Here is a 20,639-nt window from a genome sequence, read left to right as displayed (position 1 = left end):
GCCTGGCTCTAGACTTCAGTGATGGACGCGTGCGTTTTCAGATAGGCGCCGGCGTCCGGCGCCGGCGCCATCATGGTGTCGCGCCAGATGCGCTGTTCCGCGTCGATCAGGCCCAGTTCCCAGACACAGGCGATGACCGGCCTTGCGGCAGTATCCATGGGCTTGTCGTTTCCCCATAACGTACGTTCGATGTGCTGGCACAGCACGGAGCCTTGTATCCACCAGTGCAGTAGCACCGACACGCCGAGTTCGCCCGGGTGTATGACGACAAATCCGAGCCCGTCATCCTCACCTTCGGCAGCCACCAGCGCCGGCAGGTCGCGCTGCGCAAAGCCATGCGCCTTATTGACGATTTCGTCGGTAAGTTTTTGCCCGTCAGCAGTAATCCCATAGACCTTCAGGCGCAGATGACCGATTTGCCAGACACCGAGACGGGACACAGCGCGCGGCTGGTAGACGCCCGGGCTCGCTGTCTGGCTTGAAGTCAAGACGTGCAACCGGCCTGCTCAGGCATGATACTTGTTGCTCGGCGTGAACGATGACACGACAGGATCTCGCGGCTCGTTGACCCACAATTGCCGGTCCGGATGCATGCCTGCGCCCTGAATGGCGGGAACGGCAGACCGGCGCATGCGGTTGAGCAGGCGGGTATCGGCATCGCCGCAGGCCGGATGCAGGCCGCCGTTTGCCTCGACGGTTCTGGTCCAGGCCGCCTTGCGCGCAGCCAGTGTGGCCGGGTCATTCAACTGGGTACAGTTGAGTTCGTTGCTGTTCAGGTCCGCGATGATTTCATCGCCGTCCTCGATGAAGGCAATTGGTCCGCCGAGCGCTGCTTCCGGCCCGACATGCCCGATCACCAACCCGACCGAACCGCCGGAAAAGCGTGCGTCGGTCATCAGGGCCACGACAATGCCGCGCTCACGGCACAAGGTTGTAATGCGCGAAGTTGAATCCAGCATTTCCGGCATACCCGGCCCGCCGCTTGGGCCCTCATAACGCATGATGATCATGTCATGATCCTTGAAGCTGTCGGGATCATGATCGAGGGCATCGAGCAGGCCCTGTTCACCGTCGAATACGCGTGCGGTGCCACGGAACATGTTGTCGTCAAGGCCGCCCTCGACGCCGGCCAGTTTCAGGACGGCGCTGAACTCAGGCGACAGGTTGCCGCCAAGCACCCGCAGGCCGCCGGTCGGCTTGTAAGGATTGGCCACCGGATAGACAACCCGGCCGTCGGCTGCCGGCGTGTCGAGCCGTGCTACCTGTTCGGCCAGCGTTTCCCCTGTGCACGTCGGCGCATCGCCGTTCAAAAGCCCTGCCTCCAGCAGTTCCCTGACGATCACCTGAACGCCGCCGACTTTGTCGATATCCACCATCGAGTAGCGGCCATAGGGCCGCGCATCGGTGAGCACCGGCACGACATTCTGTGAGATGTGGTTGAATTCTTCCGGCGTGATGATGTCCTTCCAGAAATTCGCAAACCCGGCAGCGCGCGCGATTTCCGGCGCATGCAGCACGACATTGGTGGACCCGCCGACCGCCATGGCAACGATCAGCGCATTGCGGATGGAGTCGCGCCCGACAATGTCCCTCGGCGTGGTATCTGTTTCGATCAGGTTCTTGAGATAGCCGACCAGCTCTGCCGGGAACTGCTCCAGGCGGCGCGGGTCGTCAGACGCCGGCGCCACCATGTGCAGTGGCTGCATGCCGGCAACCCCGATGAAGGTCTGCATGGTGTTGTAGGTGAACATGCCGCCGCAACTGCCAAACCCTGGGCAGGCGACACACGAAATATGCATGCGCTCAGCTTCGTCCTTGTTGCCGGCCGCCTGGTAGGCGGTGACCAGGTCAACCGGGGTGTTGGACTTGGGATCAACGCCGGGATGGATGGAGCCGTCTGACATCATGATCGCGGGCCGGTTGTGCTCAAGCAATGCGGCAAGCGTGCCGACCGGTGGCTTGTCGCAGGCCACCACGGCGATGGTGCCGGCCAGGCCGCTGGCGCTCAGGTGTTCGCACACCGAGTCATGAGTGACCTCGCGCCCGATCAGCGAATAACGCATTTCGCGGGTGCCGTTGCGGATGCCGTCTGAAGTGGCAACGGTGTATTCCGGCTGAACCAGGCGCATGGGCATCTGGTCAGCCTCGCTGCCGATGCGGGCGAGCAGGTTGTCGTGGATCGCCTGTACCTTGTCCTGGACCCCGATGTAACACTGGCTGTCGCCCTTGTTCCCGATCACTCCCACGGATGGCTGGTGGATCAGGTCAGGGTCGGTTCCAAGTTCCCGCGCGATGCCGAAGGCCTGGGCGCTGCGACCGGGGTGTTTGTCGATGATGACGGTCCTGGATTTTGGCAATTTACAAATCTCCTCAAGCGTAAGTCGGCATCACAATAAACCGTAATGCGTAATCAGAGCAGTTCATTAAATGATTGACGGCCATGTGACCAGAACAGATCTGCCTGTGCAAGTTTACAAATGGCAATGAAGGCTGAATTTCAGCGAACAGGCATCGGTCCGACCCTTTTCAACCGCAAACCAGTTGGGCTGGTTCAGTCGCTGTCCAGCCTGGCCTGAAGGTCTTCCTTGATCTCATCCAGCGTCGCGTAGCGCTTGAACACCCTGCTGGCCAGCCATGAACCGAAGCAGCCAATGACGAAAAAGCTGATTACACCTTGCCACAACGGCAGGGCAACAAACGCCCACACGCCCAGCAGGGCGAAAACCAGCGATATGGAAAACTTCAGATAATGCGCCATGGCGCAATCATGTCAGATGGTCGTTAAAGCTCCGCTAAGGCGCAGACCGGGTGACGCGTTGTTGTATTCCGCTGCAGGCGGACGCATGCTTGGCGGGTCTGGTTGTCTGTTTTTGGGTGAACTCGGGTTATGGAGCTTCTTGTATTTGTCACGCCGGATTTCAACATGTCCGCGACGACCGGATTCCTGGATCCGTTCCGGGCAGCGAACTATCTGGACGGTAAATCGCATTTTCACTGGACTGTCGCATCTGCGACCGGTGGGCTTTGCCGTGCCAGCAACGGCATGTTGCTGCATACCGAAGCATTGGCCGACGTCCAGGATAACCCAGCCTCCGTGGTGATTGTGTCGGCCAGTTGGTCGCCGGAGAAGTACTGGCATGGACCCATTCAGACCGCGTTGCGCCGTTGGGCCCGGCAGGGCAGCACGATCGGTGCGCTGGACACCGGCGCCTTCATTCTGGCGAGAGCCGGTCTCCTGGATGGCAAAAGGGCAACAGTGCACTATGAGCACATTGATGCAATGAGCGAACTGTATCCGGGCGTTGAGATTTCTGAAGACCTGTTTGTGTTTGACGGCAACACGATTACCTGCTGCGGGGGCAGCGCGTCGGTTGACTTTGCCCTGCATATCATTCGCGGCACACACGGCGATGCGCTGGCCAATGCGGCAGCGCGTTATGTGTTTCACCAAAGCCTGCGAGCGCTGGCCACGCCGCAAAACCCCGAGCCTGTGGAGCCGCTCGGGAACACGGCTCCTTCCGCTGTAAAAAGCGCCATTGAAATGATGGAGAAAAACCTCGAAGAGCCGGTGTCAATTCCCGAAATTTGCAGCACGATAGAGATATCCCAACGCCAGCTTGACAGGTTGTTCAAGGCGTATGTCAAAAAGACGCCGGTGCTGTACTATCGCGATATCAGGCTCGATCGCGCGCGCGGCCTGGTAACTCAAACTGATATGCCGCTGGTTGAAGTTGCGGTTGCATCGGGCTTCTCCGGCCAGCCTCAGTTCAGCCGGGCCTACCGTGACAGGTTCGGCCTGCCACCCAGACGTGACAGGATCGAGGGCAGGGTTCCGTTTGAATACCGGGCATGGCCGATGCATCGGAAAACGTCGTAAATCCCTGAGGCCCTAATGCCGGGACGTGGAGATCGAGGGCGAAAAAAGACAAATTAACGTCTAATCATGTATATTGTTGATCGCGCGTTCCGGCGATGCTTTTACCGTGAAAATCAAGCACTCCGGCTACCGGCCGGCTCTTGCATGGGAAGCTTGCCATGACACAATTACCGTCGACAGAAGAGTTTTCCGCAATCAGTGCCGGTTATGATGCCGATGCCTCACGGTCACTTTCATTACGGGCGGAAGCGTACACCAGGCCGGAGTGGCATCAGGCCGATCTGAAAGCGATCATTTCCAGGTCCTGGCAATGGGTTTGTCACATCGAAAAGCTTCGCGATCCGGGATCGTATGTGACTGCGGACATTGCAGGCACTCCGCTGGCGGTCGTGCGAGACAGTGACGGCACATTGCGGGCCTTCTACAATGTCTGCAAGCATCGCGCCCATGCGTTGCTGTCGGGTGAAGGTACCACCAACAAGATCATGTGTCCCTATCATGCCTGGACCTACAGGCTGGATGGTCAGCTAGTGCGGGCACCGCATACCGAAGCACTCAAGGACTTTGATACCCAGTCGATCTGTCTGGACCAGATTCAGGTCGGGGAGTTTTGCGGGTTTGTCTTCGTAAACCTGGACCCTGAAGCGCCGTCTCTGGCTTCTCAGTCCGGTGACCTGGAAACTGAAATTCGCCATTGGGCGCCGGATGTCGACCAGCTCACGTTCGGCCATCGGTTGACCTACGACATCAAATCCAACTGGAAAAACGTCGTCGACAATTTCCTGGAATGTTATCACTGCCCAACCGCTCACAAGGACTTCTGTTCGCTGGTTGACATGGACACCTACAAGGTGACCACGCACGGCATTTATTCCAGCCACATGGCCGATGCGGGCAGCGGCAGCAACAGTGCTTATGATGTTTCCAATGCCACGGTGCGCACGCACGCGGTCTGGTGGCTGTGGCCCAATACCTGCCTGATGCGTTATCCGGGCCGAAGCTCGATGATCGTTCTGAACATCATTCCCGCCGGCCCGGACCGGACCCTGGAGACCTACGATTTTTTCCTGGAAACACCGGACGCCGATGACATGGAAAAAGAGGCGATCCGCTATCTGGACGAGGTGCTTCAGGTTGAGGACATTGGCCTAGTGGAAAGCGTACAGCGCGGCATGAACACGCCCGCCTTCGACCAGGGGCGGATTGTCAATGACCCGGAAGGTTCCGGCAAGTCGGAACATGCATTGCACCACTTCCATGGCCTGGTGCTGGATGCCTATGCCAGGATCGCGAAGTGAAGCCGCAGTCAAATATCGTCGTGATCATGGCCGACCAGCTGGCGCCGCATTTCACCGGAGCGTACGGTCACCGTGCCGCCAAGACACCCCACCTGGATGCGGTTGCGGCACGCGGTATGCGGTTTGATGCGGCTTACTGCAACTCGCCCTTGTGTGCGCCATCGCGCTTTTCCTTCATGTCCGGCCAGTTGATCAGCCGCATCGCGGCCTATGACAACGCGTCGGAGTTCAGGGCGTCGGTGCCGACTTTTGCCCACTACCTCAAGGCACTTGGCTACCGCACCTGCCTGTCCGGAAAAATGCACTTTGTCGGCCCCGATCAGAAACATGGTTTCGAAGACCGGGTGACGACGGACATCTACCCAGCCGATTTCGCCTGGACGCCCGATTGGGAAGCGCATGATGAGCGCATCGACAAATGGTACCACAACATGCAGACCGTCAAGGAAAGCGGTGTTGCACAGGCCACATTCCAGATCGATTATGATGACGAGGTGGGCTTCGCCGCCCGGCGCTGGCTGTTTGATTTCGCTCGCGACAAGGCCCACGGCAATGCCGCGCCATTTGCCCTTGTCGCCAGTTTCATCCATCCACATGATCCTTATGTCACACGCCCGGAATGGTGGGACCTGTATTCCGACGATGACATTGACATGCCGGAATACTTGCCGGCGCTTGAGGACCAGGACGCGTTTTCACGCCGCCTGATGGACGGCATTGAAGCCAGCTACGTACCGTTGTCAGGTGAAGAAGTGCGCCGGGCACGACGGGCCTACCTCGCCAATGTCAGCTATTTCGACAGCAAGATCGGCCAGATGGTGAAGACGCTGGAAGAGATCGGAGAGCTCGACAATACAATTGTTATTGTGACCGCAGATCACGGCGACATGCTCGGTGAACGCGGCCTCTGGTACAAGATGAATTTCTTCGAGCATTCAGCCCGCGTGCCGCTGGTGATGGCCGGGCCGGGTGTCGCGCACGGGACTGCACCAAATGCCTGTTCCCTGGTGGATGTCCTGCCGACTTTACTTGAGATCGCAGGCGGTGATGCCGCCATACTGGGTGAGCCTGTAGATGGCCGCAGCCTGATGCCCCTGGCCCGCGGAAAAACCGACGCCGTGGACGAAGCCATCGCGGAATACTGCGCCGAGATGACACCTTATCCGGTGTTCATGATCAGGCGCGGACCTTACAAGTACATTCATTGTGATCCTGACCCGGCCCAGCTCTACGACCTGGAGAAAGACCCGCTTGAAAGGGTCAACCTTGCCACTGATCCCGCCTACGCAAACGTTGCTGCAGATTTTGCCGCCGAAGTCTCGCAACGCTGGGACAGCGAGGAGTTGCGGAAAAATGTGATTGCCACCCAGAAATCCCGGCACGCCTTGCATGCGGCCATGCAGGCCGGTGCCGGTGAACACTGGGATTACAATCCGCCATCGGATGCAAGCCGGCAGTATGTCCGCAACCACATGGACTGGACCGAGGCGGCAACGCGCTATCGTTTTCCCCCTGCAGGCAAAGGTGACTAGGATGCAACTGAAGGACAAGGTGGCGCTCGTCACAGGCGGCCGCGGCGGCATTGGCCGGGCAATCTGTGCCCGCTTCCTCAAGGAAGGCGCGACAGTTTTCGCGGCTGACCTGAGCGAACACGGATCACTGGAAGATGCCGCAACTGACGACAGCCGCTTCGTGAAGCTGGATGTGACATCCGAAGCAGATGCCAAGGCGGCCATGGCGAAGGTCGACGCCGAGTGCGGCAGGCTTGATGTGCTGGTCAACGCGGCCGGTATCGAGATCGAGCACACGATCGAGCAGACATCACTTGATGACTGGAACCGTATTTTTGCAATCAACGTGACCGGCACCTTCCTGACATCGAAACACGCCTTGCCGCTGATGCGGCAGGCGGCAGCTTCGGGAACTGGAGCCTCGATCATCAATTTCGGATCCTATGACGGTTTCATCGCCGATCCCGGTCTTGCCGCCTATTGCGCCTCCAAGGGTGCGGTGCATGCCCTGACCAGGGCCATGGCCTGCGATCACGGACCTGAGGGCATTCGCGTCAATGCCGTGTGTCCCGGTTATGTGGACACGCCAATGCTGCGCAGTTTCTTTTCAGGTGAAGGCTCCGGCGCAGGCGGGGGGTCACTGGATACGGTGCTGGATGCGGTCAAGGCTGTGCACCCGACACGGACCTGCGGCACGCCTGAAGATATTGCCAATCTGGTTAACTGGCTGGCGTCTGACGAGGCGCGTTACGCATCCGGCCAACTCTGGGTGCTCGATGGCGGTCTGTCCGCGCAAGTCCAGCAGATGAGGCTCTAGAGACATGGCGAACCCTGTCATCATCACCTGCGCGCCGACCGGTGGCATTCATACGCCCACCATGTCGCCGCATCTGCCGATCACGCCCGCCCAGATCGCGACTGCCGCCATCGACGCGGCAGAGGCCGGTGCATCGATCATTCATCTGCATGCCCGCGATCCTGAAACCGGCAAGCCTGATCCGCGGCCCGAGACCTTCATGCAGTTTCTGCCGGTCATCAAGCAATCGACCGATGCGGTCATCAATATATCGACGGGTGGTGGCCTCGGCATGTCCATGGACGAGCGCCTGGCCGCTGCGACCCATGCCAGCCCGGAAATGGCGTCCCTCAATATGGGGTCAATGAATTTCGGTATTTTCCCGATGCTGGAGAAATATTCAGACTGGCAGCATGACTGGGAGCCGGCTTTCCTGGAAATGACCAGGGACTTCATCTTCCCCAATACATTCAAGACCATTGAGTACGCCATCAAAACACTGGGTGACGGTCATGGCACGCGGTTCGAGTTCGAGTGCTATGACCTGGGCCATTTGTACAATGTGGCCTGGTTTGTCGACAAAGGCATTATCAAACCGCCGTTCTTCATTCAGATGGTGTTTGGCATCCTTGGCGGTGTGGGGGCTGATCTCGACAATCTGATGCACATGCACACCATCGCGGACAAGCTGTTCGGTGACAGGTACGAATGGTCGGTGCTGGCTGCAGGGCGCCATCAAATGGCATTCGGCACGCAATCGGCCATGCTGGGCGGCAATCTGCGGGTTGGACTTGAAGACAGCCTCTATATCGGCCCCGGTGAACTGGCTAAATCCAATGCCGACCAGGTTCGCAAGATAAGGGGCATTGTCGAAAATCTCGGCTTGACGGTCGCAACACCTGCTCAAGCCAGGCAACGCCTGGCGCTCAAGGGCGGAGATCAGGTGAAGTTCTAGAGGAGGCGAGCATGCAGACCAGGCTTCTGATCAATGGTGAAATGGTGGCTGGCGACGGCGACGCCATATCCGTTGTCGATCCGGCAACCGGCGACGAAATCACAAATGTGCCGGAGGCCAGTGCCGAGCAGGTGGATGCGGCCGTGCGCTCATCTTGTGAAGCGTTTGAAAATTTTTCGCGCAGCACGCCTGCAGCAAGATCGGCGCTGTTGCTGCAGATTGCCGATGTTCTTGAGCAAAATGCCGAAGAGCTTGCCGGACTGGAAAGCATGGATGTGGGAAAACCATGGCCATCGGCGCTTGAAGACGAGATGCCGTTGACCATAGACACGTTCAGGTTCTTTGCCGGAGCGGCACGCACCATGACAGGTTCTGCGGCAGGCGAATATGTCGAAGGTCACACCAGCATGATCCGCCGTGACCCGGTTGGTCCCGTCGCTGCAATAGCGCCGTGGAACTATCCCTTGATGATGGCGGCATGGAAGCTGGCAGCACCCATTGCTGCTGGATGCACAATTGTCTTGAAGCCGTCTGAACTGACGCCGCTGTCCACTTTGCGGGCGGCGGAATTGATGGCAGGCATTTTGCCGAAAGGCGTGTTGAATGTCATCCACGGGCGCGGGCCGACGATTGGCGACCGGCTGATCAATGCGCCGGAAACAGAAGCCATTACCGTCACGGGATCTCCCGCCACCGGCATGGCCGCGATGAGAGCAGCGTCGAACCAGATACGCCATGTGCATTTGGAGCTTGGCGGCAAGGCGCCGGTGATCGTGTTTGACGACGCCGATCTCGAAGCGGTTGTCGACACTATCCGCGCCGGGTCTTACTTCAACGCAGGCCAGGACTGTGCCCAGCCCTGCAGGATCATGGCCCAGACAAGGATTTACGACAAACTGGTTGCAGAACTTGGCACTGCCGTTTCCTCCATCAAGGTTGGCGCGCAAAGAGCGGACGGCACCGAGATGGGGCCGCTGGTTTCAGCCGCTCAGCGCGACCGTGTTGCCGCGTTCGTCGATCAGGCAGATGCCGATTGCGAGATCGTTGCCGGCGGCAAGCCCCTGGACGGAGCCGGCTACTTCTACCAGCCTACCGTTGTGGCAAATGTGGGCAATGATGCTGAAATTGCCTGCAACGAAGTGTTTGGCCCGGTTGTCACCATATCGCGGTTTTCCGATGCGGACGAAGCCGTGGCAATTGCCAACAGGGGAAGATATGGCCTTGCCTCTTCGGTCTGGACCAGGGATGCAGGCCGGTCGATGGCGGTCAGCAGCCGGCTTCGCTACGGCTTTACATGGGTCAACACACACGGTGTCGGCACGCCTGAGATGCCATGGGCGGCGATGAAGGGTTCGGGAACCGGTTGCGACATGTCGGTTTATGCGCTGGATGCCTATACGTCCGTTCGCCATGTCATGATTGCGCACGCATGACAAAGCTTGTGGACAAGGTGGCGATTGTAACCGGCGGCGGTCGTGGTATCGGCAGGGCAATCGTCGACCGGTTGTTGAACGATGGCATGAAGGTCATGGCCTGTGGCCGAGGCGCAGAACCGGACGGGTTTCCTGACGCGGCAGGCTGGATGCAGGCCGATGTGTCGTGTCCCGATGATGTTGCCCGAATAGTAACCGAGACCATCAGCCGGTTTGGGCCTGCCACACTGCTGGTGAACAATGCCGGTGTTCAGGTGGAAAAGACCGCTGCCGACAGCAGCGATGACGACTGGGACCTGGTTATCGGTGTCAACTGCCGCGGCGTGTTCAACATGTGCCGGGCAGTTCTGCCACAGATGCAGGACGGCGGCGGCAATATCATCAACATCGGCTCCATTTCCGGCGTGGTTTCCGATCCGACAATGGCTCTCTACAACGCATCGAAGGCGTTTGTGCATTCACTGACCCGCTCCATTGCCGTCGACCATGGGCCTGCGGTTCGCTGCAACGCCATCCTGCCGGGATGGATCATGACCGCAATGGCCGAAGACGGATTTGCGCTCGCCGATGATCCTGAGGCCGCGATGGCCGACGCGCTTGCCCGTCATCCGGTCGGCCGGTTTGGCCAGCCTGAAGACATTGCAAACATGGTCAGCTGGCTGGCATCTGACGAGGCTGCCTATGTGTCCGGGCAGTGCTTTACCGTCGATGGCGGCATGACGGCCGCCTCACCACTCCAACCGGGACTGTTTTGACCATGGAATTCAAACATACCGCCGTTCTTGGCGCGGGCGTTATCGGTGCAAGCTGGGCCGCGTTGTTCCTTGCGTCAGGCAGAAACGTTGCCGTTTATGACCCGTCTGCAGATGCAGAAAAGGCAGTCCGGGAATACATCGATACGGCGTGGCCGATGCTTGACGGGCTGGGTCTCGTCAAAGGTGGCGATCCGGACGCCATTACATTTCATGTTTCGGCAGCTGATGCGGTTGCCGGTGCTGGGTTCGTGCAGGAAAGTGTGCCGGAACGGTTGCCGGTGAAGCATGACCTTTACGGCGAGATCGAGCTCGCGCTGGAGACCGGGGCGGTGGTTGCCACATCCGCATCCGGGCTGACCCTGTCGGAAATGCAGCAGGGTTGGAAAGACCCGTCGCGGTTTGTGCTTGGCCACCCGTTCAATCCACCGCATCTCATCCCGCTTGTGGAGGTGATGGGCAATGCCAGAACCGCTGATGATGTTGTCGAAGCGGCAGAGCGCTTCTATGCCAGCGTCGGCAAGGTGACCATTCGGGTCAACAAGGAAGTGCCCGGTCATGTGGCAAACCGGCTTCAGGCTGCCGTGTGGCGCGAGGCGCTTCATCTCATCAAGGAAGGGGTTGCCAGCGTGGAGGATGTGGATACCGCCATGTGGGCGGGTCCGGGTTTGCGCTGGGCGGCGATGGGGCCGACCATGTTGTTCCATCTGGGGGCGGGAGAAGGGGGCCTGTCATCGTTCTGCGAACGTTATACCGACAGCTTCAACCGCTGGTGGGATGACCTGGGTGTTCTGCATCTCAACGAAGACCTGGCCGGGCAACTGGTAAGCGGTGTTGCTGCTGAAGCAGGGCAGGCGAGCGTCGACCAGCTGTCAAATGAGCGCGATGCCATGATTGTTGCCATGCAGAAGGCACTGACAGGTCTGCGCCGGAAACCGCCTGAGACTTGAACCGGCAAAGATGCAGCGTTGGCCGCTGACGGTGCGCTCAAATTCCAAGATGCAGCTTCGGTTTCCAGAACGGCCGGAACAGTTCGATTTTCGGGCACCGGTCCATGACGACTTTCATGCCGGCCGCTTCGGCAATTTTTGCGGCTTCAGGGTGCGTGACACCGATCTGGCCCCACAGCACCCTGGCATTGATGGCGACGGCCTGCCTGGCGATCTCCGGCAGGTCCTCTGCCCGGCGGAAAACCTCGACCATGTCCACCGGCCGGTCGATCGAATCCAGGTCGGGGTAGACTTTAATGCCGCGGATTTCGGTCAGGCCCGGCCGCGGATTGACCGGAATCATGTCATAACCGGTTTCGTGCAGCACGCGCAGCACCCCATAGCTGAACTTGGTCTTGTCGGGACTGGCACCGACCATGGCGATGGTCTTCACCGACTTCAGGATCGTCTGCAGATAGTCGTCGCTGTAAGGCTGGTCGTGGTCGGTATGGCTTAAGCCATCAAGGCTGGTCATAAGGTGTCCTTGCGAGCTTGTTTTAACGGTGTTGCGATATCCGCCTTCAGTTCGTGCGGCTTGAGCGGGTCCAGGAAGGGGTTGCGATAGAGCTTGTCATGACTTTCCACCCCGATGTCGAACGTGCAGTCGCTTTTGGCGCGCGCCACGCACAAGATGACATAGCCGTCGGCGATTTGCCGGTTGTTGAGGGCGACCTGTGCGCTCTGGCTGACCTCGCCCTCGATCAGTCTGGCGGCACAGGTGATGCAGCCGCCATACTTGCAGCCATAGGGCAGGTCGACGCCCTGGGCGCGCAGGCTGTCGAGCAGGGGCTTCCTCGCATCGACCTCGTAGGTCGCGCCGTTACGGTTGGCGATGGTGATCGTGTGGGTGGTCACTTTTGCAATGTGCTCCTGGGTCCTGGTCTTAAAGCCATATATCGCTGGTGCAGTCGCCGCCGGGATAGCGGGTTTCATGGCAGCGGCTGGGACCGTTGGGTTCCTTGCCGAAATCAACCACGAAGTCGGGGTCAATCTCCATGCCGCCGGTTTCGGTGTCGCAATTCACCATCAGCATGCAGCCGCCATTTGTCCGGATGTCGGGATAGAACTGATTGTCCCAGGTGGAAAACAAAGAGGTGGTCACGTAAAGCCGCTTGCCGTCCAGTGACAGCTGGATCATCTGCGGTCCGCCGGTGACGTTCACGCCGTTGACTTGTGGTGCACGCCCCAGCAGTCCACCCATCCAGACCCGGCCGGTGAGCTTCGGGTTGTGCGGGTCGGATATGTCGTACTGGCGGATATCGCCGTGCAGCCAGTTGCAGAAATACAGAAAGCGGTCGTCCATGGACAACAGGATGACCGAGATTACACCCGGCACCGGGATCGGCCATTCCGGATGCGGCTCGTTTTCCACGTCGATGATTTTTTCCCACTGCCATTCACCGGCTGTATCTTTCCACCAGTGAATGATGTTGGCCGACAGGGCCGCGCCGACGAACCCGTGCGACGAGGCCGGATCGTGGTGAAAGCGCACCTCCAGCGGGATCAACCCGTCTTCGCCCAGGTACATGGTCTGCTTTGGTGTCTTTTTCTCGAAATCCCAGAAGTGGATCTCGCGCCCGTACTTCAGGTGCCCGACTTCTTCCAGATCGAAACCCGGCATGAAAGTGTTGGGTGCCGCCCATTCCGAGGACACCATCACATTGTGGCGCGGTTGATACCAGAAGTCATAGCCGAACTTGATGTCGCCCATGGAGTTTTCCCAGCGCCCGAGAATGTTGAACTCCTTGTCCAGATGCAGGTAGCCGCCCGGTGCATTGCCTTGCGCATCGCCCAACATGGAGATGATGATTTCAGAACCCAGGCAATGGATCGTGTGCGGGGCTGAAAGATTGGTCTTCGCCTTGATCTCAGATCCCTCGATGACCTTGAACAGTGCCGGATTGCGCGGGTCTGTGGCGCAGTCGACGATATGCAGGTTGGAGGAGCGCACGCCCGGCACAATCATGTACTTGCGTTCCATGCCTGCATCGCCATGGCATGACGAGCACGCGTTCCAGCCCATGTGATGCAGTTCATCGCCAATGCCCGGCATTTCCAGCCGCGAGATCACCTGGCTGTATGTGTCGCTGTCGGGATCGGCGTCAATGGTGCACAGATAGTCGGGCTTCTGAATGCCGGTGCCAGTATAGATTGCGATGGTATAGAGCAGGTTTTCTCGGGGTGCCTGCATCGCTTCGGCTGGTGAGGCATAGCCGGGGCCGCAACATTTCATGGGTGAATTCCTATCCGGTTGCCACTGTGTAGAAGACGAAGTCCGATTTTGGCTGGTATGTGTCGTACAGGTGCCGGCCGGCATAATTGCTGTCCTGTGTCAGCCAGTCCACAGACGACAGGCCCTTGTCTCGTGCGAAAGCCACAACGTTGTCAACCAGCAGGCGCCCTGCACCGGAGCCTCGCTCCGCCGGCTCGACGAACAGGTCCGCCATGTAACATGCCATGCCTGCGGTCAGTGTGCTGTGCCAGAGCTGATAATGGACGAAGCCGATGGTCCTGCCGTCTCCCCTGATCGCCAGGTCGCACCAGAAGTCGTTGTGTGGATCGAATATCCAGTTCCAGACCCGGTCAAATCCGTTTTCCGGCACGTCGACCTGATAAAATTCAAAATAGCCCTGGAACAGTGCCTGCCATCTGCTGCGGTCTGCTTCCTCAAGTCGCCGTATCGAAACGGTCATTAACGCCTCCTGGGTTGGAGATTGTCAGGTGAATTGATCTCTTCCAGCAAACGTCTTTCACCAGTGCAACACTGTCAATGTCCGCGGATTGATTTTCTGGCACCGGAAGGCGAGCTGTTCCTTAATGCCGGCACAGCAGGACGCAGGATTGTTTGCAATGAGTGTCGGACTGGTTCGCATTGATTGACCAATGGCGCGGCGCGATACATGCTGGTGGAACAGGGTTGGACGAGTGGTTTGAGCATCGCCATATGAGCACATCTGCAGACATTGATAAGCTGATCGCTCGCGTTGTCTTGAAGGATCGTGATGCGTTCAGACTGCTCTATGACCTTACTTCAGCGAAACTTTTTGGGATCTGTCTTCGTATCTTGAAGGATCGAGCAGATGCAGAAGACGTGTTGCAGGAGGTATATGTAAAGATCTGGAACAAGGCAGACAGGTTTTCAACCGGGCAGGCCAGTGCGATTGCGTGGCTGGCATCCATCGCCCGAAATCAGGCAATTGACCGATATCGCAGCCGCCGGCCGGCAAGTGATAACACCGATGAAATACCGGATATTGCAGATGATGCCCCATCTCCGGAAAACGCCATGCTGGCAAAGGACGAAACGCACCGGATAAACAACTGCCTTGATGAACTGGATGCAAAGCACGCTGCGGCGATCAGGCGAACCTATCTGTCCGGCTGGTCCTACCAGGAAGCCGCAGATGAACTTCAGGCGCCGCTCAACACGGTCAGGACATGGATCCGGCGCGGCTTGCTGTCCTTGAGAGATTGTATGAACCGATGACACAGGAACTGAACGACAAAGACAAATGGCTGGCCGCCGAGTATGCGCTCGGCGTGCTTGAACATGACGACCTGCGCCTGGCAGAGCAGCGTGTTGATGGTGATCCTGTGTTCCGCAAGGCGGTTGAGGACTGGCAGCAACAACTGACGCCGATGCTGAAAGACGTGGCGCCTGTTGCTCCACCCGCCGCCGTCTGGGAAAAAATTGAAACCCGGACTTCCGGTGAAACAGCAGGACAGACAAACAGCTTGTGGGACAGCCTGGCTTTCTGGCGCGGCCTGTCCGGCGTGAGTGCCGGACTGGCAACCGCTGCTTTGGCTGCCTTGCTGTTCCTGCCGGGCATCGGCATATTCACCAGCCCGCAGGAGGAAGGCAAGCCGCTCATTGCCACGCTCACCGCGAAGGGTGAGGCGCCTGCCTTCATTGCACGGTTTGATCCTGAGACCGGCGCCTTGTTTGTGCGCACGTCTGCCGGTGATGGGGCAGACAACCGGGTGCCGGAACTTTGGCTGATACCCGACGATGGCGTGCCGAGATCGCTTGGCCTGCTGGCACAGGCCGGATCGGGAAACCTGGCGGTCAGCAAGCAGAACCGGTCTGTGCTGGGTGACGGCATCACCCTTGCCGTCAGCCTGGAACCGGCCGGCGGATCACCGACCGGGGCGCCGACAGGCCCGGTTATCGCCACTGGCAAGCTGCAACCGCTATAGAAATTCAGCAGGTGCGATTCTTTTTTTCTATGGTTTGAAACTTATTCCGGAGCCTCCTCGTTACTGCTCGTGTCCAAAGGGACAAGCATTAACAACAAGGATACCCTCCAATGTCTAAACCTACGAAAATCCTCTCCTCCGTCGCTGCCCTTGCAACCGGGCTGGCCATGTCAGCAAGCATCTCGCTTGCCAATCCCGAAGTTGGCGGCGCGCCGATGTTCGAAAGCAAGAACATCGTCGAGAACGCGGTCAACTCGAAGGATCACACGACCCTGGTGGCCGCTGTTAAGGCGGCAGGTCTCGTGGAAACCCTGGCCAGCCCCGGTCCGTTCACGGTTTTCGCGCCGGTGAATATGGGTTTTGAAAAACTGCCTGCGGGCACGGTCGACACATTGCTCAAGCCGGAAAACAAGGACCAGCTGACCAAGGTCCTGACGGCCCATGTGGTGGCCGGAAAGATGTCTGCCTCGGACCTGGTGCGCAAGGCGAAGGCCAATGGCGGCCGGTACAACATGCAGGCCGTAAGCGGTGATGCGCTCACCGCCGTTATCAAGGGCAAGGCCCTGTACCTGTTTGATGAAAGCGGCGGCGCGTCGAAGATCACTATTGCGGATGTAAACCAGTCAAACGGCGTCATTCACGTGGTCGACCATGTTCTGGTTCCTCGTTAATCCGGGATGAGCGAAGTACGGGCCTGCCGACCAAGGTAGGCCCGTATTTCAAGCACTTAAGGGCCAGTTCCTGATTCAAAGGTATAACAAAATGAAAGACAAAACCTCCATCAACCGCCGCCATTTCCTGCAAGAAAGTGTATTTGCATGGACGGTGGCGACTGCCGGCCTTGTCATGGTCAGTGGCGTGACGCGGGTCGCCCGCGCAAACACCGGGGCACAGCAGTTTGAAATCGTGCGCACCCCGCAGGAATGGAAGCAGCTGCTCACCAAGGAACAGTTTGCCGTCCTGCGCGAAGAGGCGACCGAGAAGCGATATTCCAGTCCGCTTCTGAAAGAAAAGCGCGCCGGCAATTATCATTGTGCCGGATGTAATCTGGCGGTGTACAGCGCCGAGACAAAATACGACAGCAAGACCGGCTGGCCCAGTTTCTGGGATGCGCTGGAGAACGCTGTCGGGACCCGGCCTGACAACACCTTCTTCTCGACGCGCACCGAGGTGCACTGTCGCCGCTGCGGCGGACACTTCGGTCATATTTTCGATGATGGTCCGGCCCCTACCGGTAAACGCCACTGCCTCAATGGCCTTGCCCTGACATTCGAACCGTCGGCGAGTTAGGGATCGTCACGAATCGCCGGCAGGCCATATTCGTGCGGATTTCAAGAAGGGACGGTGGATCGACATCCACTGTCCCCGTTTGCCCGCCATGCGAATTGTTCGCCGCAACTTAGTGTCTTGCCCTTGTTCCCGGGTGCCGGAATCTGGACGGGTTTGCCGTGTGTTTGCTGAACAAACCTCTCGCCTCTATCCGTCATGTCACCTATTCTCAGTTTCAGGATAGATCGACGTGACTCAGAAAGTTGTGAGTATGAAGACGGCACTGGTTATGGGGGCAGGCGGGTTCATCGGACACCATTTGGTAACCCGTCTGAAAGAGGAAGGATTTTGGGTTCGCGGCATCGATCGAAAGTACCCCGAGTTCAACCCCACGACAGCAGATGAGTTTGTGATCGCTGATCTCAGGCTGCCAGAGCAGGTCGATGCCTGTTTCGACAGGGATGTCGATGAAGTTTTCCAGCTCGCTGCCGAAATGGGCGGTGCGGGTTACATATTCACCGGCGAGAATGATTTCGACATCATGTCGAGTTCTGCAATGATAAATCTGAATGTTGCCCGGTCGGCATCCCGCGGCAGTGTCGGGCGGCTGTTCTACACATCCTCAGCCTGCGTCTACAATCAGGCCACGCAGAGCGATACCGAAAAATACACCTGCAAGGAGAGCACTGCATACCCTGCCAATCCCGACAGCGATTATGGTTGGGAAAAGCTGTTTTCTGAACGGCTGTTCCAGGCTGTCTCTCGCAACAACCATGTGCCGACCAGAATAGGCCGGCTCCACAATATTTTCGGCCCGCAGGGTTCCTGGTGTTGCGGACGGGAAAAGGCGCCGGCTGCGATTTGCAGAAAGGTCGCCGAAGCCGTTGATGGCGGTGAAATCGAAGTGTGGGGTGACGGCAAGCAGGTGCGCTCGTTCCTGTATGTTGATGAATGCCTGGACGGCATATTGCGCCTGATGCGTTCAGATTGTGAGCGACCGCTGAATATCGGATCGGATTTTCCGGTCAGCATCCGTGAACTTGCCGAAATGGTCATCAGCCTTTCAAACAAACGCCTGACCATCAAGACGGTGTCCGGTCCGCAAGGCGTGCGCGCCCGCAGTTCCGACAATGATCTCATCGAGCTGCAACTGGGCTGGCGCCCGACACAACCCCTGCAGGACGGCCTCGAAAAAACCTACGCCTGGATATCCGATCAGGTCCGGAGCTCTATCGAGTCACGGCAATCCGCGTAACATCTGTTGACACCGACCGGCAGGGACTGTTGAGGGGCAGTACGAATTTGATGCAGAGAGTTGTGATCATTGATCCGGATTTTGAACAACTTGGTGGTCACAACATCACAGCCAACGAAGTCATCGCGGCCCACACAAAAGCGCCCTTGGACATTGTGTGTTCGTCCGGGTTACCCGAGGAATTCATCCTTGAAGGCGCGACGGTCAGGCCTGTTCTGCCGTTCAATTCATATGAAGCCCATCAAAGGTCAACTTCGTTGTCGCGAAAGGTCCGAACACAATTTCAAAAGCTGCTAAGGCGGAAACCGGGCCCGCAGTCGGATGAGACAGGATTTGGTGTCGAACTGTTGCGCGTATTCCGGTCCATGGACATTTCGGCACATGACGCCCTGATCGTCCACACCGGGTCTGCGGTGGTTCTCAATGCCATAATGGATGCACTTGACGGGGTCTCAGAAGCTGACTGGCCTGACCTGCATTTCCGGCAACTTCGGCCTCTCGAAAACATGTCCTATGAGCGCACGGCGCATCGCAGGCTGCAAAGAATGCAGGGCCTGGGCAAATTGTTCATGTATGCAGAAACCAATTCATTTGCGGCGAAACTGGCAACACTGGGATATGATCGCCGCGAAATCGAATTGGTTGAGTTTTCCGACATTTCCCGGCCTTTGAACAGCCGCCCCGACCCTGAAGCCGAGTTTGAGGTCGCCATGCTGGGAACGGTGCGCACCGAAAAGGGCCATGGGCAACTGGTGTCCATAGCCAGGTCCTACCGTGCCATCGTGGAAAGGCAGGGCGGGCCTCCGATGAAGCTTCTTATCCAGACAGGTGCTGTAAAAAACCGGAAACTCTATCGCACCATGCTGGACGACCTGGGAGAAGCGGGAATCAACTTTGAGCTTGCAGGTGAAGACACAGGCCTGGCCGGCCACTGGACTTGTCTGCAGCGCTGCCATGCCGTGATCATGCCCTATGACCACCGGCGTTATGTCGAGCGGGGATCAGGCATAGGAATCGACGCTGTTGCACATGCGCGACCGCTGGTTGTTGCCGGCAACAGCACGCTCGAGGAGTACATCAGAAACGGCAACGGCATTGCCGCCAATGGCGACCGGCAGATGGCCGAAGCCCTGCATGATATTGCGATGAACTATGCCGGGTTTGCAGACAACGCCCTGGAACTGGCAAAGGTGTTTCGGAAACAGCAGATGCAGAATGCGTTGTTCAAGCGGCTCAACGCGTCTGCTTCATAATCGGATCAAGCCGGCCACGGCCATGCGGTCTGAGGTTGCAGGTTGGGATGTCCATCCTTCTGTTCACGGACTTCATCCGGTCTCATATCCCCTGCCAGGCCAGCCATCTGGCAGCCGGTTGAAGTTATGTCTTGACCCTCACGCGGCGTGAGGGCCGATGGGAGGGCCATGAAAACGCGAATCGAGGAATATTCAGTGGGTCAGCTGGCCCGGCTCGCCGGTGTGTCGGTCAGGACCCTGCATCACTATGATGACATCGGGCTGCTGAAACCGGCGCATGTGGGCGCCAACGGGTACCGGCTTTACGGTCGCATCGAGATGCTGCGGCTGCAGGAAATCATGTTCTATCGGGATGTCGGGCTGTCGCTCGACGAGGTGGGACGCCTTCTCGATGGGCCGGCTGATGCTGTGGAACGCCTCATCCGGCACCGCGACCGGCTGCAGGAAGACAGCCTGCGGACAGCCCGGATCATCGACACGCTGAATGCCACGATCGCTCATCTCAAAGGAGAAAGAGACTTGGCATTGAACGACTTGTACACACCGTTTTCAGATGACCGGCAGGCCGAATATGAAGAATGGCTGACCAATGAATACGGACCGGATATGGCGGCAAGCATCGCAACGTCGAAAGCGGCGGTTGAGCAATTACCCGACGGCATGGCCGGTGCGATGAACAGGTTGAAGAACATCGAGATCCGGCTGGTTGCGGCATATGAGGCCGGCCTGGCACCGGAGGCGGATGACAACCATCCGATGCTCGAGCAGCACAGGGCCCTGATGACCGACATGTGGGGGCGTGATTGCACTGCCGACGGATTTGCCGGTCTGGCCGACATGTATACCTCACATCCCGATTTCGTCGCCCGCTACGAACGGCTCAGTCCGAAATTCTCAGGCTGGCTGCCCGCCGCCATGAGGGCCCACGCAGTTCGTCTTCGCGGACAGGGCTGATGCAAACCAACACCGTGCACCGACCTTGCCGAAGGCCGGTGTGATCCCATGCTATGCCAGCCTATTTTGCCGACTGTTGCCTGATGGCAGTTGCGCTGCG

The 20,639-nt window shown here is 58.4% G+C and carries 22 protein-coding genes; 15 read left to right on the top strand and 7 right to left on the bottom strand.

All coding sequences use genetic code 11. The features are described from left to right. Positions 1–8 precede the first annotated feature (8 nt). The 3 genes from DHN55_RS22420 to DHN55_RS15960 all read right to left on the bottom strand — a co-directional run bounded on the left by DHN55_RS22420 (position 9) and on the right by DHN55_RS15960 (position 2,758). Positions 9–488: a hypothetical protein gene (locus DHN55_RS22420; protein ID WP_337660400.1), complete on the bottom strand. Its 480-nt coding sequence runs from the start codon at positions 486–488 to the stop codon at positions 9–11. A gap of 18 nt (positions 489–506) precedes the next feature. Then, positions 507–2,357: a dihydroxy-acid dehydratase domain-containing protein gene (locus DHN55_RS15965; protein ID WP_108882448.1), complete on the bottom strand. Its 1,851-nt coding sequence runs from the start codon at positions 2,355–2,357 to the stop codon at positions 507–509. Positions 2,358–2,551: 194 nt separating this feature from the next. Continuing rightward, positions 2,552–2,758 carry a hypothetical protein gene (locus DHN55_RS15960; protein ID WP_108882447.1) on the bottom strand — a complete coding sequence of 69 codons (207 nt, stop codon included), beginning with the start codon at positions 2,756–2,758 and terminating at the stop codon, positions 2,552–2,554. A 129-nt stretch (positions 2,759–2,887) separates the two neighbouring features. Here DHN55_RS15960 and DHN55_RS15955 point away from each other — a divergent pair, with 129 nt between their 5' ends. From DHN55_RS15955 to DHN55_RS15920, 8 genes are all read left to right on the top strand, one after another. Further along, complete coding sequence (locus DHN55_RS15955) at positions 2,888–3,877, top strand: helix-turn-helix domain-containing protein (protein WP_108882446.1); 990 nt, start codon at positions 2,888–2,890, stop codon at positions 3,875–3,877. Between the two features lie 158 nt (positions 3,878–4,035). Next, entirely contained in the window at positions 4,036–5,175 is a 1,140-nt protein-coding gene (locus tag DHN55_RS15950; RefSeq protein ID WP_108882445.1) for an SRPBCC family protein, read from the top strand. Further along, positions 5,172–6,707 carry a choline-sulfatase gene (gene betC / locus DHN55_RS15945; protein WP_337660399.1) on the top strand — a complete coding sequence of 512 codons (1,536 nt, stop codon included), beginning with the start codon at positions 5,172–5,174 and terminating at the stop codon, positions 6,705–6,707. Before DHN55_RS15950 ends, betC begins: the two co-directional genes overlap by 4 nt. 1 nt (position 6,708) lies before the next feature. Beyond that, on the top strand, positions 6,709–7,503 hold the full coding sequence (locus tag DHN55_RS15940; RefSeq protein ID WP_108882444.1) for an SDR family oxidoreductase: 795 nt from the start codon (positions 6,709–6,711) through the stop codon (positions 7,501–7,503). Between the two features lie 4 nt (positions 7,504–7,507). Then, entirely contained in the window at positions 7,508–8,437 is a 930-nt protein-coding gene (locus DHN55_RS15935; RefSeq protein WP_108882443.1) for a 3-keto-5-aminohexanoate cleavage protein, read from the top strand. 11 nt (positions 8,438–8,448) lie between these two features. After that, on the top strand, positions 8,449–9,870 hold the full coding sequence (locus DHN55_RS15930; protein WP_108882442.1) for an aminobutyraldehyde dehydrogenase: 1,422 nt from the start codon (positions 8,449–8,451) through the stop codon (positions 9,868–9,870). Beyond that, complete coding sequence (locus DHN55_RS15925; protein WP_108882441.1) at positions 9,867–10,625, top strand: glucose 1-dehydrogenase; 759 nt, start codon at positions 9,867–9,869, stop codon at positions 10,623–10,625. Before DHN55_RS15930 ends, DHN55_RS15925 begins: the two co-directional genes overlap by 4 nt. Before the next feature lie 2 nt (positions 10,626–10,627). Next, positions 10,628–11,572 (top strand): 3-hydroxyacyl-CoA dehydrogenase NAD-binding domain-containing protein, encoded by a 945-nt coding sequence (locus tag DHN55_RS15920; RefSeq protein ID WP_108882440.1) that lies wholly within the window; start codon positions 10,628–10,630, stop codon positions 11,570–11,572. Between the two features lie 37 nt (positions 11,573–11,609). Here DHN55_RS15920 and DHN55_RS15915 read toward each other — a convergent pair whose 3' ends face one another. From DHN55_RS15915 to DHN55_RS15900, 4 genes are read right to left on the bottom strand one after another with little or no spacing between them, the layout of a single operon-like run. Then, complete coding sequence (locus DHN55_RS15915) at positions 11,610–12,086, bottom strand: CoA-binding protein (RefSeq protein ID WP_108882439.1); 477 nt, start codon at positions 12,084–12,086, stop codon at positions 11,610–11,612. Next, positions 12,083–12,466 (bottom strand): 2Fe-2S iron-sulfur cluster-binding protein, encoded by a 384-nt coding sequence (locus DHN55_RS15910; protein ID WP_337660398.1) that lies wholly within the window; start codon positions 12,464–12,466, stop codon positions 12,083–12,085. The genes DHN55_RS15915 and DHN55_RS15910 overlap by 4 nt, the downstream gene beginning before the upstream one ends. 28 nt (positions 12,467–12,494) lie before the next feature. Beyond that, positions 12,495–13,844 carry a selenium-binding protein SBP56-related protein gene (locus DHN55_RS15905; protein ID WP_108882437.1) on the bottom strand — a complete coding sequence of 450 codons (1,350 nt, stop codon included), beginning with the start codon at positions 13,842–13,844 and terminating at the stop codon, positions 12,495–12,497. Between the two features lie 10 nt (positions 13,845–13,854). Next, positions 13,855–14,304 (bottom strand): GNAT family N-acetyltransferase, encoded by a 450-nt coding sequence (locus DHN55_RS15900; protein WP_108882436.1) that lies wholly within the window; start codon positions 14,302–14,304, stop codon positions 13,855–13,857. Between the two features lie 251 nt (positions 14,305–14,555). On the opposite strand from DHN55_RS15900, the gene DHN55_RS15895 reads away from it, so the two are divergent. From DHN55_RS15895 to DHN55_RS15865, 7 genes are all read left to right on the top strand, one after another. After that, entirely contained in the window at positions 14,556–15,098 is a 543-nt protein-coding gene (locus DHN55_RS15895; protein ID WP_108882563.1) for a sigma-70 family RNA polymerase sigma factor, read from the top strand. Continuing rightward, positions 15,095–15,808, top strand: coding sequence for an anti-sigma factor (locus tag DHN55_RS15890; RefSeq protein ID WP_337660397.1), 714 nt, complete (start codon positions 15,095–15,097; stop codon positions 15,806–15,808). Before DHN55_RS15895 ends, DHN55_RS15890 begins: the two co-directional genes overlap by 4 nt. Before the next feature lie 110 nt (positions 15,809–15,918). Then, entirely contained in the window at positions 15,919–16,479 is a 561-nt protein-coding gene (locus tag DHN55_RS15885) for a fasciclin domain-containing protein (protein WP_108882434.1), read from the top strand. 91 nt (positions 16,480–16,570) lie between these two features. Further along, positions 16,571–17,098: a peptide-methionine (R)-S-oxide reductase MsrB gene (gene msrB / locus DHN55_RS15880; protein ID WP_443111129.1), complete on the top strand. Its 528-nt coding sequence runs from the start codon at positions 16,571–16,573 to the stop codon at positions 17,096–17,098. 229 nt (positions 17,099–17,327) lie between these two features. After that, a complete protein-coding gene (locus DHN55_RS15875; protein ID WP_337660396.1) occupies positions 17,328–18,332 on the top strand; it encodes an NAD-dependent epimerase/dehydratase family protein in 1,005 nt (334 codons plus the stop codon). A 50-nt stretch (positions 18,333–18,382) separates the two neighbouring features. Beyond that, positions 18,383–19,585, top strand: a complete 1,203-nt coding sequence (locus DHN55_RS15870) for a hypothetical protein (RefSeq protein WP_108882432.1) — start codon at positions 18,383–18,385, stop codon at positions 19,583–19,585. Positions 19,586–19,753: 168 nt separating this feature from the next. Next, positions 19,754–20,539 carry a MerR family transcriptional regulator gene (locus DHN55_RS15865; protein WP_108882431.1) on the top strand — a complete coding sequence of 262 codons (786 nt, stop codon included), beginning with the start codon at positions 19,754–19,756 and terminating at the stop codon, positions 20,537–20,539. Positions 20,540–20,639 lie beyond the last annotated feature (100 nt).

Source organism: Anderseniella sp. Alg231-50, from assembly GCF_900149695.1.
Taxonomy (GTDB): Bacteria; Pseudomonadota; Alphaproteobacteria; order Rhizobiales; family Aestuariivirgaceae; genus Anderseniella.
The sequence above is the reverse complement of the archived record's forward strand: the minus strand, read 5'-3'. Positions and strand labels throughout refer to the sequence as shown.